Here is a 13,943-nt window from a genome sequence, read left to right on the forward strand (position 1 = left end):
CACATGACCCCCACCCCATAACCGGCCACCCCCATCCGGCCAGCCCGCAACCGGCCTGCGAACCGGCGCGGCACCTTACCCACCAGACGGACAGGCAGGGAGATTCGCATGTTTCTGGCGCACAGACCCGGCGTTGCCACAAAAGCCATTGAAACCCCCGAAGATGCGCAGGGCGCGGCATGGCTGGATCTGCTCGACCCGACAGAGCAGGAACTCGAACTGGCCGGAAACCTGTGTGGACAGAAGCTGCCCACACTTGATGACCTGAACGCCATTGAAAGCTCATCACGCATCAGTGTCCGCAAGGGGGTGGCGTTCCTGTCCTCCCCCCTGCTCAAGCGCAATGGCAGCGAGTTCCTGAGCACTCCGGTAGGATTCGTGCTGACAGACGAGCGCCTGTTTACCATCCGCTTTCAGCCCTATCAGGCGTTTGAAACCGTAGCCCAGCTTGTCTCCGACCACCCGGCCGCACCGCCTGCCGTGGTGGCGGCAACGGCCCCACCGGCCAGCGTGCCTTCTCATACCGTCCTGCATGCCGGTGAAATTCTGGTCGCGCTGATTGAAACCATTGTGGACCGACTGGCCGATGTGCTCGAAGCCATGGGCAACCTACTGGATACGCTCTCGCAGGATATTTTCCGCCCTTCGCAAAAAGGCCCACAGATACGCACCATGGCCTCGCGCCAGCGCGATCTGCTGCAAAGGGTGGGCAGTGCGGGCAGTTTCTGCTCACGCATGCGCGACACGCTTTTGGGTATGGAGCGGATTACCCTGTTTTTGAGCGAGAGCCGCAAGACTGCCGCCGCAGCCCCGGCACCGGGTTTTTCGCTGAGCAGCCGCCAGATCAGCAGCACTCCGCAACAACCACTGACCGAAGCCGATGCACGCGCCGCCACCTACACCCTGTCGGGCGCGCAACGCACGCGGATCACTACCGTCAGCCGCGACCTGTCCTCGCTCGACGCCTATGTTTCGCAGGCACAGGACAAGGTTGAATTCCTGCTCGACGCCACGCTGGGCTTTATCAACATAGACCAGAACGGTGTCATGAAAGTGCTGACGGTGGTCAGCTTCATCGGGGTAGCCCCTACTCTGATCGCCGGTATTTACGGCATGAACTTCAAGGACATGCCGGAACTGAACTGGTCGTTCGGCTACTGGTACGCCCTGAGCCTGATGGCCGCCACCATCGTGCTGCCGCTGGTCTGGTTCTGGCGGAAAGGCTGGCTGGGCGGCATCAAATAGGCGCATATAGCTTGACGGCACACCACACGCCCCCTATCCTGCGCGCACAAGACGCTGGCTGACTTCACCTGCCCAGCACCTCCCCTTCAATGTCAGGACTTCAACCGCTTTCTGGTTCCTTTCACGCACGGGCCTATGCTGCCCGCACGCCAAAGGCACGGAAATGAATACGGACAGTCCAGACCTTCGTTCCATTCGCGAACTTTCTTGCCAGTCAGGGCATTTTTCCATGCATCTTGCGGAACTCAAGGCCAAGTCTCCTGCCGACCTTCTGGCCTGCGCTGAAGACCTGAATATCGAAAACGCCTCATCCCTGCGCAAGCAGGACATGATGTTTGCCATATTGAAGACACTGGCCGACAACGATCAGGCTATCTATGGCGAGGGCACCCTCGAGATCATGCATGACGGATTCGGCTACCTGCGGGCGCCCGAATCCAACTACCTGCCCGGCCCGGACGACATCTACATCTCTCCCACACAGGTGCGCCGCTTCGGCCTGCGCACGGGTGATACGGTAGAAGGCCAGATTCGCGCCCCGCGCGACGGCGAGCGTTACTTTTCAATGCTCAAGATCAACACGATCAACTTTGAATCGCCCGATGCCGTCCGCCACCGCATCAACTTCGATAACCTGACGCCCCTCTACCCCGAGCGGCGTCTGCAGATGGAAGTCGAAAGTCAGGCCACCGCCCCCGAACCCAAAAGCGAAAAGGGCAAGAAAGGCTCGCAGAAAGACTTTACCCCGCGGGTGATCGACCTTGTCTCGCCCATCGGTATGGGCCAGCGCGCCCTGATTGTGGCGCCGCCGCGTTCGGGCAAGACGGTCATGCTCCAGAGCATTGCCTCCTCCATCAGCGCCAACCACCCTGAAGTGTTCCTGATCGTTCTGCTGATCGATGAACGCCCTGAAGAAGTGACCGACATGGCGCGCTCCGTCAGGGGCGAGGTGATTTCCTCCACCTTTGACGAACCGGCTCACCGCCACGTGCAGGTGACGGAAATGGTGCTGGAAAAAGCCAAGCGTCTGGTCGAACACAAGCGCGATGTCGTAATCCTGCTGGATTCCATCACCCGTCTGGCCCGCGCCTACAACACCGTTGTGCCTTCATCGGGCAAAGTGCTGACCGGTGGTGTGGACGCCAACGCCCTGCAGCGCCCCAAGCGCTTCTTTGGTGCTGCGCGTAACATCGAAGAAGGTGGTTCGCTCACCATCATCGCAACGGCGCTGATCGATACCGGCAGCCGTATGGATGAAGTGATTTTCGAAGAGTTCAAGGGAACCGGCAACTCCGAACTGGTGCTCGACCGCAAGCTGGCGGACAAGCGCACCTTCCCCGCCATCGACATCACCAAGAGCGGTACCCGCAAGGAAGAACTGCTGGTGGATCGCGCAACCCTGTCCAAGATGTGGGTGCTGCGCCGTATCCTTGCCCCCATGGGCACGATGGATGCGATGGACTTCCTGCTGGACAAGCTGAAATACAGCAAAACCAACAACGACTTCTTCGAAGCCATGAACAACTAGGCTCGCGGCGGATGAACACAAAAAACCGGCCAGAGCCCCCAAAAGGGCGTTCAGCCGGTTTTTTTGCGGATAATCAGAACCATGCTGCCATCAGCATGAGCGACCTCGGAAACGATCGCATGCCCCAGCGCACGCACAGAACGCCCGACATTACGATGCGGCTCCTCGCCCTTCAGACGCACGACCAGCACGCCCCCGTGGGCCATGCCGTCCAGCGCAAGGCGGGTTCGCACGAACGTCAGGGGGCATGTATCCGCGGTAATATCCAGTTCAACGATCACAGGGGTACACGCCCCTTGGTCGGTCACGGCCGCCATTTTACATTTCTCCCCTCTTTGCAGGCGTATTATACCTACCTTAATGGGCATCCGGTATAACGCACATCCGTGTAAAATTGGACAAGCACCTTACCTTTCGGCTACCTGAAAGACAGACGCAAGCATGACAGTACAGGCAGGTTTGGGATCGTGAAGGCACAAGCGGCAGAATCACGTATCGAGCAATTATGTGTTGAACATGGCCTGAAGATGACAGGCCAACGACGGGTGATCGCGCGCGTGCTTTCCGAAGCCGACGATCATCCCGACGTGGAAGAGCTTTACCGCCGTGCGCTCAGCCTTGATTCCCGCATTTCAGTGGCGACCGTTTACCGTACGGTGCGCCTGCTGGAAGAAAAGGGAATTCTGGAACGCCGTGATTTCGGCGGCGGACGCGCCCGGTATGAAGCCACCGAACACGGGCACCATCATTACCACCTCATTGACGTGGATAATGGCCGGGTGATCGAGTTCGAAGACCCCGAAGCAGAAGAACTGATGCGCAGAATGGCCGATCGTCTCGGTTTCGAGTTCGTTTCCCTGCGCCTTGAGCTGTTCGGCAAAAAGAAGAAGCAGTCCGCGAGTGCCGCCACGCCGCACCGCAAGGGAGAGACGACATGAGTTCCGCACGCGCCAGTGGCGGTGGCCTGTCCACACTGGATCTGGACCGTAGCAGCTTTCCCGAACTGCATGGCGGTAGCCTGAGTGTCCGTATTGCCGAAACCGATGCCGAGCGTGAAGCCGCTCAGGCTCTACGGTATCGGGTGTTCTACGAGGAAATGGGAGCGCATCCCGATGCGCAGACCCTGAGCCTCAAGCGCGATATCGACGAGTTCGACATCGTTGCCGACCACTTGCTGGTGATCGACAACGCCATTGCCTCGGACGAGCGTGGCGTTGTGGGTACCTACCGCCTTGTGCAGAGTGACGCCGCCAAAAAAATCGGTCGTTTTTACTCCGCCAGCGAATACGACATCACGCCCTTGCAGGAATTTCCCGGCAGGCTGCTTGAGGTCGGCCGTTCCTGCGTGGACAAGAACTATCGTGGCCGCGCAGCCATGCAGCTTTTGTGGCGGGGCATTGCCTCCTATATCTTCCTGCATCGTATCGACCTGCTGTTTGGCTGCGCCAGCCTGCCCGGCACCGACCCCGATCGCATTGCGGATGAGCTGACCTATCTCTACCACAACCATCTGGCCCCCCCGGCCCTGCGCGTCAGAGCGCTGGAAGACCGCCGGGTGGAAATGCTGCGCACCGACCCGCACGCCCTGAATGTGCGCAAATGCCTTGTCGGGCTGCCGCCCCTTATCAAAGGGTATCTGCGCCTGGGTGGTTATATTGGCGATGGCGCGGTGATTGACCGCCAGTTCAACACCACCGATGTGGCCATTCTGGTCAAGAGCGAATTGCTGGCGGATAAATATTACCGCCACTATGAACGCCGCCTGCGCGACGCACTGGACTGACACGTTCGGGGGCGGGGTAATGTGCAGCCACCGCCCCCCGGACGGCCTCTCTTTTTCGCACGGCCCTTTCACCAACAGGCAATTTCATCGTCATGCGTGTGCCGAGGTTCTTCCTCCCGCCGCCCGTAAGGGCATGCCTTACCCGCGTCAACCTGCGGTTTGCAGGACGCATGCTGGGCTTGGGCGCACTCACGGCGCTGGCTCTGCCCCCCGTTCATTTTCTGCCTGTTCTGCTACTCAGCTTCGGCCTGCTGGGCCAAACCCTGAACACCACCACGCAGTGGAAACGCGCAGCATGGGCGGGCGGCCTGTTTGGCTTTGGCTTTTACGCCGCAGGTTTATACTGGCTTATTAACGCGGTGCTGATCCGGGCTGATGAGTTCTGGTGGTTTGTGCCCTTCCCTTCGCTGGGCTGCGCTCTGATTCTGGCGCCAACAGCCGCCGTTCCGGCTGCACTCAGCCTGCTTGCCGCCCCGGGTGTGCGGCGGCTTGGGGCTTTTGCCGCGCTGTGGACGCTGGCGGATATGAGCCGCACCTTCCTGTTTAGTGGTTTCACATGGAACGCTCTGGGCAGTTGTCTGGCCATTCCCGGTGTGGTGGGCGATATCCTGATCCAGCCCGCCGCATGGATGGGCGAAGACGGGCTAACCCTGTGCCTTGTCCTGCTCAGCACGCTGGCAGGTGCAGCCTGCCTGCGCGGTAGCACGCTCTCCCCACGCACACGCTCCATTATTCTGGGCGGAGGCATCAGCGCCATTCTTGTATGGGCTGCTCTGGGCGCTGTACGTTTTTATACCGCCACACCTGCGGGAGAAGAGGGGCCAATCGCTGTCATTGCACAGGGCAATGTACCAGAAACCGAAAAAGTCGGCCGCCTGAACCCACGTGATATTTTCCTGCGCTATCTGCGCCTGACCCATGATGGCGTGCAGCAGGCTCTGGCTCTTGAACACCGCGCCCCCCCGCCGACAGACCCGACAGAATCAGACGCTGTTTCTGAAGACACCGGCAGACCCATTGTTTTTCTGTGGCCCGAAACCTCTTTCCCCGGATACGATCTGCTACAGGATAGCCCGCAGGCCCGCGCAATCATCATGCGCTGGGGTGGTGGAGCCGCAGCGGGTCTGATTGGCGCCCTGCGGATGGATGAACAGGGCCGCTACCGCAATGCCATGCTGGCACTCGCCCCCGATGGCGCAGTGGAAGATGTTTACGACAAGGCGCGGCTTGTTCCCTTTGGCGAGTATCAGCCCCCGTTCATTCCCTTACAGATTGTGCCGCAAGGCGGCATGGCCGCTGGTCCCGGCCCCAGAACCCTGCACCTGCGTGGCCTCCCCCCGGTCGGGCCACTGATCTGCTACGAAGTCATTTTTTCAGGGGATGTAACAGACCGCCACGACCGCCCCCGCTGGCTAGCCAACGTGACCAACGATGCTTGGTTTGGAAACAGTGCCGGGCCAAGGCAACATCTGGCCTCTGTGCGCCTACGCGCGGTTGAGGAAGGACTGCCAATCGCCCGTGCCGCCAATACCGGTATTTCCGCCGCGTATGATGGGCGCGGCCACCTGTTGCAGAGTCTGGGCTGGAACCGCACCGCTGCTTTTGCTGTGCCCCTACCCGCTCCTTTGCCCGCAACGCCTTTTGCCCTGTACGGCCAGAGCATTCCGCTGAGCGCGTGCATTATACTGCTCGTGGCGTGTATCAGTCGCACCAGAAAGCACAAAAAAAACGCCTGATGAATAAGCCTCTCTAGAATTTCTTTTATGCCAATGACGTTATTACCAATCCTTCATCTTCCTTACTGCAACTTACTCTAGCGGTGGTCACATTTTCATCTATAAACAGCTTATCGTGAAAACTGTGACCTTCCCTTCGTCACCTGTTCCTCAGAGGGAAAAGTTTCCATCGTGACCGCAGCGGACAAAATTACGGCACGCAGTGTCACAACCACGTTACATTCAGGCAAGATTGATCTTCATGTCGGTAGCCGCATCCGGCTGCGCCGAACCCAGCTTGGCCTGTCTCAGGAAAAACTGGGAGAAGCGCTCGGCATTACCTTCCAGCAGATCCAGAAATACGAGCGCGGGGCCAACCGTGTCGGCGCATCGCGGCTGTACCATATCGCCAGTATTCTTGATGTGCCGATCAGCTTCTTTTTTGATGATATGGGGAACGGCAAGCAGGCCTTCAGCCACACGCCATCCCCTATGGGCGAAGTGGCGGAGCAGCGGCCACCATTCAATAAAAGCCAGAACCCACCGACCTGCACCGGCTCGGAAGATCAGGCTCTGCTCTCACGCAAGGAAACGCTGGAGCTGGTGCGGGCTTATTACCGCATCCCCCAGCCCGCGCTGCGCAAGAAAATCCTCGATCTCATCACCTCCATGACAGATGACACGACAGCAGACTAAAAGTCCCGCGCAGGCATAAAAAAACGCGGGAAGGTTGCCCCGCCCGCGCCGCATAAAACTGTATGCCTGATCCGTTCAGAAGCTCTGATCGTCTCCGCCCCAGTCGCCACCAGAATCGCCCCAGCTATCTCCACCAGCGCTGAAACCCTGATCAGCCGTAGTACCCGCCCCACCAAAGGGGTCGGAATTATCGCCATAGTTGTTGATGATGGTCTCACCACCCGGTGCCATACCGCCGCCCATGCCCGAGGCGTCCGCATCATGATGGCCGCTGAACAGGCCTGTCAGCGCATTGGCCGCCAGCATACCACCCGCAACACCGGTTGCGGTTGTCAGCGCACTCCCCAGAAAGCCTGAACCGCCCTGAAACATGCTGGGCCGCGCACCATACGGCATGGGCTGCGCCTGCATCTGCGGGGGCATCTGCTGGGCGGAACCACCCCAGCCCGGCGGAGGAGCCGCCTGCGGCTGGACAGACTGCCCACCACCGAACAGGCCACCAAGGAAACCACCAGAGCGTTGCTGTGTCGCACCCTGCTGCTGGGCTGCCTGCAAAGCCTGCTGGGCCTGCTGCAACTGGGCCTGAAGCTGCTGGATACGATTCTGGGCCTGCACTAGCGCCACTTCCTGCACTACCGCCATCTGGGTTACGCGGTAACGGGCTTCAGGATATTTCTGAAATTCCTGCCCGATCAGCTGATCGGCCTGCGGGTCCACGGCAGGCAGGCTGGGCTGCGTGCCCGGCACACTGGCAAAACCACCCTGCGGCGCGCCACCCACACGGGCAAAAAATTTCTCGATAAGATCGCGTTCCTCGTTGGTCATTCCATCCCCTCCTGCCCTTGCGGGCGTGTCCGATCCCGGCCCTGTGGCATAAGGCTTTGCATGATGCAGGCCCATGTCAGGACATTTTATAGCGGGTCACTCTGGCCAAGATGTGGCAAGGACACAAGCCCGTTACAAGAGCCACATACCGCCCAACGCTACGGGTTCTCTTCCGGTTCCGGCGCTGGGCCTGTATGGTGGCCGCTACACAGCCCCCAATACCTGACCCGCCCGACGGGAACGGCTCTGGGGAATGATGACCCAGTCACCCTTGCGGAGTTTCATCCTGACCATGGTTCCGGCGCCTCCCCGCCCTTCAGAGCGACCTCTCTCCTTCCAGGACCTGATCCTGACCCTGCACCAGTTCTGGGCCGCGCAAGGGTGCGCCATTCTCCAGCCGTATGATACCGAGGTGGGTGCGGGTACACTGGCCCCCCACACCACCCTGCGCGCTCTGGGTGACAAGCCGTGGCGTGCGGCCTATGTGCAGCCCTGCCGCCGCCCTTCCGATGGGCGTTACGGCGAAAACCCCAACCGCCTTCAGCATTATTACCAGTATCAGGTACTGCTCAAACCAACCCCTGAAGAAAGCCAGAAGCTGCTGCTCGACAGCTACCGCGCCATCGGCATCGACCCCGACCGGCACGATATCCGCTTTGTCGAAGATGACTGGGAAAACCCCACCATCGGCGCATGGGGTCTCGGCTGGGAAGTCTGGTGCGATGGCATGGAAGTAACCCAGTTTACCTACTTCCAGCAGGTTGGCGGGATTCCCGTCAGCGTTCCCTCCACAGAACTCACATACGGGCTGGAACGTCTGGCCATGTATGTGCAGGGCGTGGAAAACGTCTATGACCTCGACTTCAACGGTGCGGGTCTGACCTACGGCGATGTTTTCCTGCGGGCCGAAAAAGATTACTCGCGCCATAATTTTGAACTGGCCGATACGGCCCTGCTGTTCCGCCACTTCGCGGATGCGGAAAAGGAAAGTGTGGCACTGGCCGAAGCCGGTGTGGCCCAGCCCGCCTATGACCAGTGCCTGAAAGCCAGCCACCTGTTCAACCTGCTCGATGCCCGCGGCGTCATCAGCGTAAGCGAGCGCGCTTCCTATATCGGGCGCGTGCGAACACTGGCGAAACTGTGCTGCGAAACTTGGCTGGCTGGCGAGGACAAATAACACCATGCCCGAATTGCTGATTGAACTGTTTTCAGAAGAAATTCCCGCGCGCATGCAGCAGCAGGCCGGTGAAACCCTGCTGAATGCTCTGGCCGATGCTCTGGCTCCGCTCTCCCCATCAGACCTGCGCGCCTATACCGGCCCGCGCCGCATTGCCGCCACGCTGACTGTTGCCGCGCAGGTGCCCGGCCGCCTTGTTAGCGAACGTGGCCCGCGTGAGGGCGCACCCGACAAGGCGTTGGAAGGTTTTACACGCAAATATGGCGTCACGCGGGATGCGCTGGTACTGCGCGATGGCTTCTGGCTGTTAGAGCGGGATGAACCCGCCATAGACGCCGCAACGCAGATCGCCACCGTGCTGCCCGACCTGCTGCGCCGTTTCCCCTGGCCCAAATCCATGCGTTGGGGACAGGGCAGCAGCTTTACCTGGGTGCGCCCGCTGCGCCGTATCCTGTGCCTGCTTGATGGCGTGGTTGTGCCGTTCTCGCTCGCTCAGGGGCAGGATAACGGGCACGGGCTGCAAAGTGCGGGCCTGACTGAAGGCCACCGCTTTATGGCGCCTGACACCATTACGGTCAGCAGCGCCACTCAGTGGAAAGACAGCCTGCACCAGCAGCGTGTCATGGTGGAGGCACAGGATCGCCGCGAAACCATTGCCACCGGGCTTGCCCAACTCGCCTCAGCCGAAGGCCTGCACATCGTACCCGATACCGGACTGGTGGATGAAGTCGCCGGGCTGGTGGAATGGCCCGTGCCGATGCTGGGACGGATTGACGAGCAGTTCATGGAACTGCCATCCGAAGTCATGCAGGTGTCGATGCGCGTCAATCAGCGCTATTTCGCCCTGCGGAATGCCGATGGCTCGGCGGCTCCCCGCTTTGCCTTTGTGGCCAACATCATTCCTGCTGATGACGGTGCGCTGATTGTCGCTGGCAACGAGCGTGTGCTGCGTGCGCGCTTTGCCGATGCCCGCCACTTCTGGGATCTGGATCGCAAGCATAGTCTCGCCTCGCGTCTGCCCGCGCTGGATAATGTCACCTTCCATGCCAAGCTCGGATCGCTGGGTGATCGTGCGCGCCGCATCGCCCGTCTGGCGGGCCTGCTGGCTGGCATGACTGGCGCCCCGGCTGAAGCCTGCGAACGCGCGGCCCTGTTAAGCAAAACCGACCTGACCACCGGCATGGTGGGCGAGTTCCCCGAACTACAGGGCGTTATGGGCGGCTATTATGCCCGCCACGATGGCGAGGCAGACAGTGTGGCGCAGGCCATCAGCGAACATTACACGCCCAAAGGGCCGGGAGATACCGTGCCGACCGCACCTGTTTCCGTAGTGGTCGGGCTGGCGGACCGCATCGACATGCTGTGCGCATTTTTCGCCGCAGGTGAAAAACCCTCAGGCTCCGGCGACCCCTTCGGGCTGCGCCGCGCGGCTCTGGGCATTATCCGCCTGATCCGCGAGAACACGCTGCGGCTTGATCTTGTCCGCCTGTTTACCTTCGCGGCCGAAGCCCTGCCGGAATCCCTGCGCGATTCATCCGACCTTGACCTGCTGCCGCAGTTCATTGCCGAACGCCTGCGCGTGCAGTTGCGCTCCGAAGGGGCGCGGCATGATTGTCTGGCAGCTATTTCCGTTGATAATACAGACACGGATATTGTCCGCCTGCTGGCCCGCGCCGGTGCACTGCAAACCATGCTGGAAACGGAAGACGGCCAGAACCTGCTGACCGCTACCCGCCGCGCCGCCAATATCCTGCGGATAGAAGACAAAAAAGACGGCCCGCATGAAGGCACGCCCGATGCTGCCCTGTTTGAACAGCCAGAAGAACAGGCTCTGTTCAGCGCACTGGAAAAAGTAGAACCGGCTGTGGAAGCCGCCTTTACAGGAGAACTGTTTACGGATGCCATGCGTGAGGCCGCGAGCCTGCGCCAGCCTCTGGACAGTTTTTTCGAGAAGGTAACGGTCAACGCACCGGAGCCTGCCCTGCGCCTGAACCGGTTGAAACTGCTCTCGCGCCTTGTGCGCATGATGCGGCTGATTGCTGATTTCAGCCAGATCGAAAGCTGAAAGACCTCAATGACCAGCCCGGCTTCATGCCGGGCTGGTTGTTTGTGCCTTCAGTTTCGCCCGAAAAAGAGGCTGATGATCAGCAGCACAACAAAAACAAACAGTAAAACCCGAACAACTTCCGAAAAACCTGCCGCAGCGCCATGAAAGCCGAATAGAGAGGCAATCAGCGCGCAAATCAGAAAAATCAGAATCCAGCGTACCAGAACCATGGCCTGTCTCCGCGCTTTTCCCTGCCGTACTAACGGCTGGAAACCCGTTTAACTGCCTGTTTTAACGCTGGAAGGCGGCCTTTGGTTCAATGGCCGCCCGTGTTTAATCACTGCACCTGCGCGAGGTGGTGCATTATTCGTGCGCGTCAGAACCGGGGATAATATCGTATGCGGCACTCCCCGCCGCTGGCCCGGGCGGCGGAGGCTGATTAACAGCAACCGGCGTCAGCGCCTCAAGCGAGGGGCCTATTTCGCGCACATCTACCGCAACACCCAGACCGCCGTTGCTCCCGCTGCCAACGGCATACACCGTCTGGCCCGGCTTGAGCAGATCGGCAAAGCGTGTGGCCTCAGCAGGCGTCAGGTACAGGACAGAATGGTCCTGCAACACAGCACCAACCAGCTTGCCGTTCATGCTGTAAAGCGGCATCGACACCGGGCCATGCAGCACCAGATCAGGCCCGGCCAGCATTTCTGTTGAGTGATTGGGCATGGCAATCACGCTGTCTTCGATGCTGCGACCGCGCGGACTGGTAATCAGAAACGCCCGCAAAATCGGCAGGGTCTGGCCTTTCAGCCCTCTGATATCAACCGTATCACCGGGCTTAATCAGCCCGGCAAAGGCATGCCCCTGCTCTGACGAAACAAGAACCTGCGTACCATCTTCAAGAATGAAGCCATTGATACCACCATGCGTGGAGGGCAGGAACTGCGCCACCTTGCCGGTAAACACCGGCAGCACTGACAGGTCGTAAACCGTGCCAACCTTATTGCCCGATGCAGGGGCCGCAGCCGGCGCAGGTGCCGGAGCGGGCTTTGCAGCGGCAGCAGCGTGGTGATGCGTGGCCTTGCCCTCATGGGCGTGAGCAAAGGCAAGCGGGGCAAAAAGGGCAGAACACGCCAGCACACAGGCGGGCAGCAAAAACACAGGGCGCATTATTCAACCAGTCGAAAACCACCCCGCGAACAGGGCGGGGGGCAATGGTACGGGATTCGCCCCCCAGTTTCCGCCATGAAGCACCCTCACCGCAAGAGCGGTGCAAGCGTGTCAGTGACGGAAATGGCGCATACCGGTCATAACCATGGCAATGCCTGCGGCATCGGCAGCGGCAATCACCTCGTCATCACGGATCGAACCACCCGGCTGAATAACAGCGGTTGCACCGGCTGCCACAATGGCTTCCAGCCCATCTGCGAACGGGAAGAAGGCATCAGACGCGGCAACAGAGCCCTGTGTCAGCGGGGTGTCCTGCCCGGCTGCACGAGCGGCCTCACCACTCTTGAATGCGGCAATCCGCGCGGAATCCACACGGCTCATCTGCCCGGCCCCAACGCCGACTGTCGCACCATCGCGGGCATAGACAATCGCGTTGGACTTGACGTGTTTGGCAACACGGAAGGCAAACACCAGATCCTGCATTTCCTGAGCCGTGGGGGCGCGCTTTGTCACCACCTTGAGTTCAGACGGCACAATGCGTCCGGCATCGCGGGTCTGAGCCAGAAAGCCACCAGCAACGGAGCGCACGACAATACCCGCGGCTGCCGGGTCAGGCAGGCCGCCCGTCAGCAGCAGACGCAGGTTTTTCTTGCGCGCCAGCAGTGCCTGCGCGGCTTCGTCCGCCTCGGGGGCAACAATGACTTCGGTAAAGATCGAAGAAATCTTTTCCGCCGTTTCCGCATCCAGCGGACGGTTCAGGGCGACAATGCCACCAAAGGCCGAAACCGGATCGCATTTGAGCGCCTGATCCCATGCGGCAGACAGGCTGGAGCCAACGGCAACACCACAGGGGTTTGCATGTTTGACAATCACCACCGCGGGGGCATCGAACTCGGCCACAGCCTCGAAAGCGGCATCGGTATCGTTGATGTTGTTGTAGGACAGCGCCTTGCCCTGCACCTGCACAGCCGTAGCCACGCCGGGGCGCTGGCTGCCATCGCGGTAGAATGCCGCCTGCTGGTGGGGGTTTTCGCCATAACGCAGCACTTCAGCGCGCTGCCCGGTCACGGCAAAACGCTCGGCCAGCGGCTCACCGGCCTGCTGGGCAAACCATGCGGCAATCGCGGCATCATAAGCCGCAGTGCGGGCATAGGCCGCACCCGCATAAGCCGTACGCATGGCCAGCGTGGTGCCGCCATCGCCCAGCGCATCAATCAGCCCGGCATACTGGGCCGGGTCAGTCAGCACCACGACATGGGCATGGTTCTTGGCTGCGGCACGGATCAGGGCCGGGCCGCCGATATCAATGTTTTCGATGCAGGTTTCGCTATCCGCGCCAGACGCTACGGTCTTTTCGAACGGATAGAGATTGACCGCCACGAGGTCGATTTCGCCAATCCCATGTTCGCGCATCTGAGCCTGATGAGATGGCAGGTCGCGCCGCCCCAGAATACCGCCATGGATCATGGGCACCAGCGTCTTAACCCGGCCATCCAGAATCTCGGGAAAACCCGTGTAATCCGACACATCCCGCACAGGCACGCCCGCATCGCGCAGAGTCTTGGCAGACCCGCCGGTGGACAGGATTTCAGCTCCCTGCGCCGCCAGTGCGCGCGCCAGATCGAGCAGGCCTGTCTTGTCGGAAACGGAAATAAGGGCACGCCGGATTGGCAGTGTCGTCTGGCTCATGGGGGGACCTTTCGCACGGCAGGAAAGACGGAACGGCTGATCAGCCGCGAAACCGAGCGCGTGCAATCAGC

13 protein-coding genes are annotated in these 13,943 nt (G+C 60.5%); 8 read left to right on the plus strand and 5 right to left on the minus strand.

Annotated elements, in window-relative coordinates; translation table 11 throughout:
* Nucleotides 1–108 precede the first annotated feature (108 nt).
* Nucleotides 109–1,245, plus strand: a complete 1,137-nt coding sequence (locus tag J2D75_RS05975; protein WP_207853862.1) for a CorA family divalent cation transporter — start codon at nucleotides 109–111, stop codon at nucleotides 1,243–1,245.
* A 229-nt stretch (nucleotides 1,246–1,474) separates the two neighbouring features.
* Nucleotides 1,475–2,773 carry a transcription termination factor Rho gene (gene rho, locus J2D75_RS05980; RefSeq protein ID WP_207853863.1) on the plus strand — a complete coding sequence of 433 codons (1,299 nt, stop codon included), beginning with the start codon at nucleotides 1,475–1,477 and terminating at the stop codon, nucleotides 2,771–2,773.
* 50 nt (nucleotides 2,774–2,823) lie between these two features.
* Here the strand turns inward: rho and J2D75_RS05985 are convergent, their stop codons facing one another.
* On the minus strand, nucleotides 2,824–3,090 hold the full coding sequence (locus J2D75_RS05985) for a sulfurtransferase TusA family protein (RefSeq protein WP_207853864.1): 267 nt from the start codon (nucleotides 3,088–3,090) through the stop codon (nucleotides 2,824–2,826).
* Nucleotides 3,091–3,300: 210 nt separating this feature from the next.
* On the opposite strand from J2D75_RS05985, the gene J2D75_RS05990 reads away from it, so the two are divergent.
* The 4 genes from J2D75_RS05990 to J2D75_RS06005 all read left to right on the plus strand — a co-directional run bounded on the left by J2D75_RS05990 (nucleotide 3,301) and on the right by J2D75_RS06005 (nucleotide 6,967).
* A complete protein-coding gene (locus tag J2D75_RS05990; protein ID WP_243428548.1) occupies nucleotides 3,301–3,711 on the plus strand; it encodes a Fur family transcriptional regulator in 411 nt (136 codons plus the stop codon).
* Nucleotides 3,708–4,556: a GNAT family N-acetyltransferase gene (locus J2D75_RS05995; RefSeq protein WP_207853865.1), complete on the plus strand. Its 849-nt coding sequence runs from the start codon at nucleotides 3,708–3,710 to the stop codon at nucleotides 4,554–4,556. Before J2D75_RS05990 ends, J2D75_RS05995 begins: the two co-directional genes overlap by 4 nt.
* A gap of 92 nt (nucleotides 4,557–4,648) precedes the next feature.
* A complete protein-coding gene (gene lnt, locus J2D75_RS06000) occupies nucleotides 4,649–6,292 on the plus strand; it encodes an apolipoprotein N-acyltransferase (protein WP_207853866.1) in 1,644 nt (547 codons plus the stop codon).
* Between the two features lie 171 nt (nucleotides 6,293–6,463).
* Nucleotides 6,464–6,967, plus strand: a complete 504-nt coding sequence (locus J2D75_RS06005) for a helix-turn-helix domain-containing protein (RefSeq protein ID WP_265782931.1) — start codon at nucleotides 6,464–6,466, stop codon at nucleotides 6,965–6,967.
* Between the two features lie 75 nt (nucleotides 6,968–7,042).
* On the opposite strand, the gene J2D75_RS06010 is transcribed toward J2D75_RS06005, so the two are convergent.
* The gene (locus J2D75_RS06010) at nucleotides 7,043–7,792 is read right to left on the minus strand and encodes a DUF2076 domain-containing protein (protein ID WP_207853867.1); all 750 of its coding nucleotides are present in this window, start codon (nucleotides 7,790–7,792) and stop codon (nucleotides 7,043–7,045) included.
* A 292-nt stretch (nucleotides 7,793–8,084) separates the two neighbouring features.
* Between J2D75_RS06010 and J2D75_RS06015 the strand changes: the two genes are divergently transcribed.
* Nucleotides 8,085–8,969: a glycine--tRNA ligase subunit alpha gene (locus J2D75_RS06015; protein ID WP_207853954.1), complete on the plus strand. Its 885-nt coding sequence runs from the start codon at nucleotides 8,085–8,087 to the stop codon at nucleotides 8,967–8,969.
* A gap of 4 nt (nucleotides 8,970–8,973) precedes the next feature.
* Nucleotides 8,974–11,034 (plus strand): glycine--tRNA ligase subunit beta, encoded by a 2,061-nt coding sequence (gene glyS, locus J2D75_RS06020; RefSeq protein WP_207853868.1) that lies wholly within the window; start codon nucleotides 8,974–8,976, stop codon nucleotides 11,032–11,034.
* A gap of 50 nt (nucleotides 11,035–11,084) precedes the next feature.
* Here glyS and J2D75_RS06025 read toward each other — a convergent pair whose 3' ends face one another.
* The 3 genes from J2D75_RS06025 to purH form a co-directional block, all read right to left on the minus strand.
* Nucleotides 11,085–11,246, minus strand: coding sequence for a DUF1328 family protein (locus tag J2D75_RS06025; protein ID WP_207853869.1), 162 nt, complete (start codon nucleotides 11,244–11,246; stop codon nucleotides 11,085–11,087).
* 133 nt (nucleotides 11,247–11,379) lie between these two features.
* The gene (locus J2D75_RS06030; protein ID WP_207853870.1) at nucleotides 11,380–12,183 is read right to left on the minus strand and encodes a hypothetical protein; all 804 of its coding nucleotides are present in this window, start codon (nucleotides 12,181–12,183) and stop codon (nucleotides 11,380–11,382) included.
* A gap of 111 nt (nucleotides 12,184–12,294) precedes the next feature.
* On the minus strand, nucleotides 12,295–13,872 hold the full coding sequence (gene purH, locus J2D75_RS06035) for a bifunctional phosphoribosylaminoimidazolecarboxamide formyltransferase/IMP cyclohydrolase (protein ID WP_207853871.1): 1,578 nt from the start codon (nucleotides 13,870–13,872) through the stop codon (nucleotides 12,295–12,297).
* Nucleotides 13,873–13,943: the final 71 nt, after the last annotated feature.

This window comes from Acetobacter suratthaniensis (genome assembly GCF_017377745.1).
In the GTDB taxonomy this organism is placed as follows: Bacteria; Pseudomonadota; Alphaproteobacteria; order Acetobacterales; family Acetobacteraceae; genus Acetobacter; species Acetobacter suratthaniensis.

What these genes read in the sequence shown, in the direction of transcription:
- J2D75_RS05975 (WP_207853862.1), top strand. Translation starts at nt 109, where the DNA reads ATGTTTCTGGCGCACAGACCCGGCGTTGCCACAAAAGCCATTGAAACC.
- rho (WP_207853863.1), top strand. Translation starts at nt 1,475, where the DNA reads ATGCATCTTGCGGAACTCAAGGCCAAGTCTCCTGCCGACCTTCTGGCC.
- J2D75_RS05985 (WP_207853864.1), bottom strand. Translation starts at nt 3,090, where the DNA reads ATGGCGGCCGTGACCGACCAAGGGGCGTGTACCCCTGTGATCGTTGAA.
- J2D75_RS05990 (WP_243428548.1), top strand. Translation starts at nt 3,301, where the DNA reads ATGACAGGCCAACGACGGGTGATCGCGCGCGTGCTTTCCGAAGCCGAC.
- J2D75_RS05995 (WP_207853865.1), top strand. Translation starts at nt 3,708, where the DNA reads ATGAGTTCCGCACGCGCCAGTGGCGGTGGCCTGTCCACACTGGATCTG.
- lnt (WP_207853866.1), top strand. Translation starts at nt 4,649, where the DNA reads ATGCGTGTGCCGAGGTTCTTCCTCCCGCCGCCCGTAAGGGCATGCCTT.
- J2D75_RS06010 (WP_207853867.1), bottom strand. Translation starts at nt 7,792, where the DNA reads ATGACCAACGAGGAACGCGATCTTATCGAGAAATTTTTTGCCCGTGTG.
- J2D75_RS06015 (WP_207853954.1), top strand. Translation starts at nt 8,085, where the DNA reads ATGGTTCCGGCGCCTCCCCGCCCTTCAGAGCGACCTCTCTCCTTCCAG.
- glyS (WP_207853868.1), top strand. Translation starts at nt 8,974, where the DNA reads ATGCCCGAATTGCTGATTGAACTGTTTTCAGAAGAAATTCCCGCGCGC.
- J2D75_RS06025 (WP_207853869.1), bottom strand. Translation starts at nt 11,246, where the DNA reads ATGGTTCTGGTACGCTGGATTCTGATTTTTCTGATTTGCGCGCTGATT.
- J2D75_RS06030 (WP_207853870.1), bottom strand. Translation starts at nt 12,183, where the DNA reads ATGCGCCCTGTGTTTTTGCTGCCCGCCTGTGTGCTGGCGTGTTCTGCC.
- purH (WP_207853871.1), bottom strand. Translation starts at nt 13,872, where the DNA reads ATGAGCCAGACGACACTGCCAATCCGGCGTGCCCTTATTTCCGTTTCC.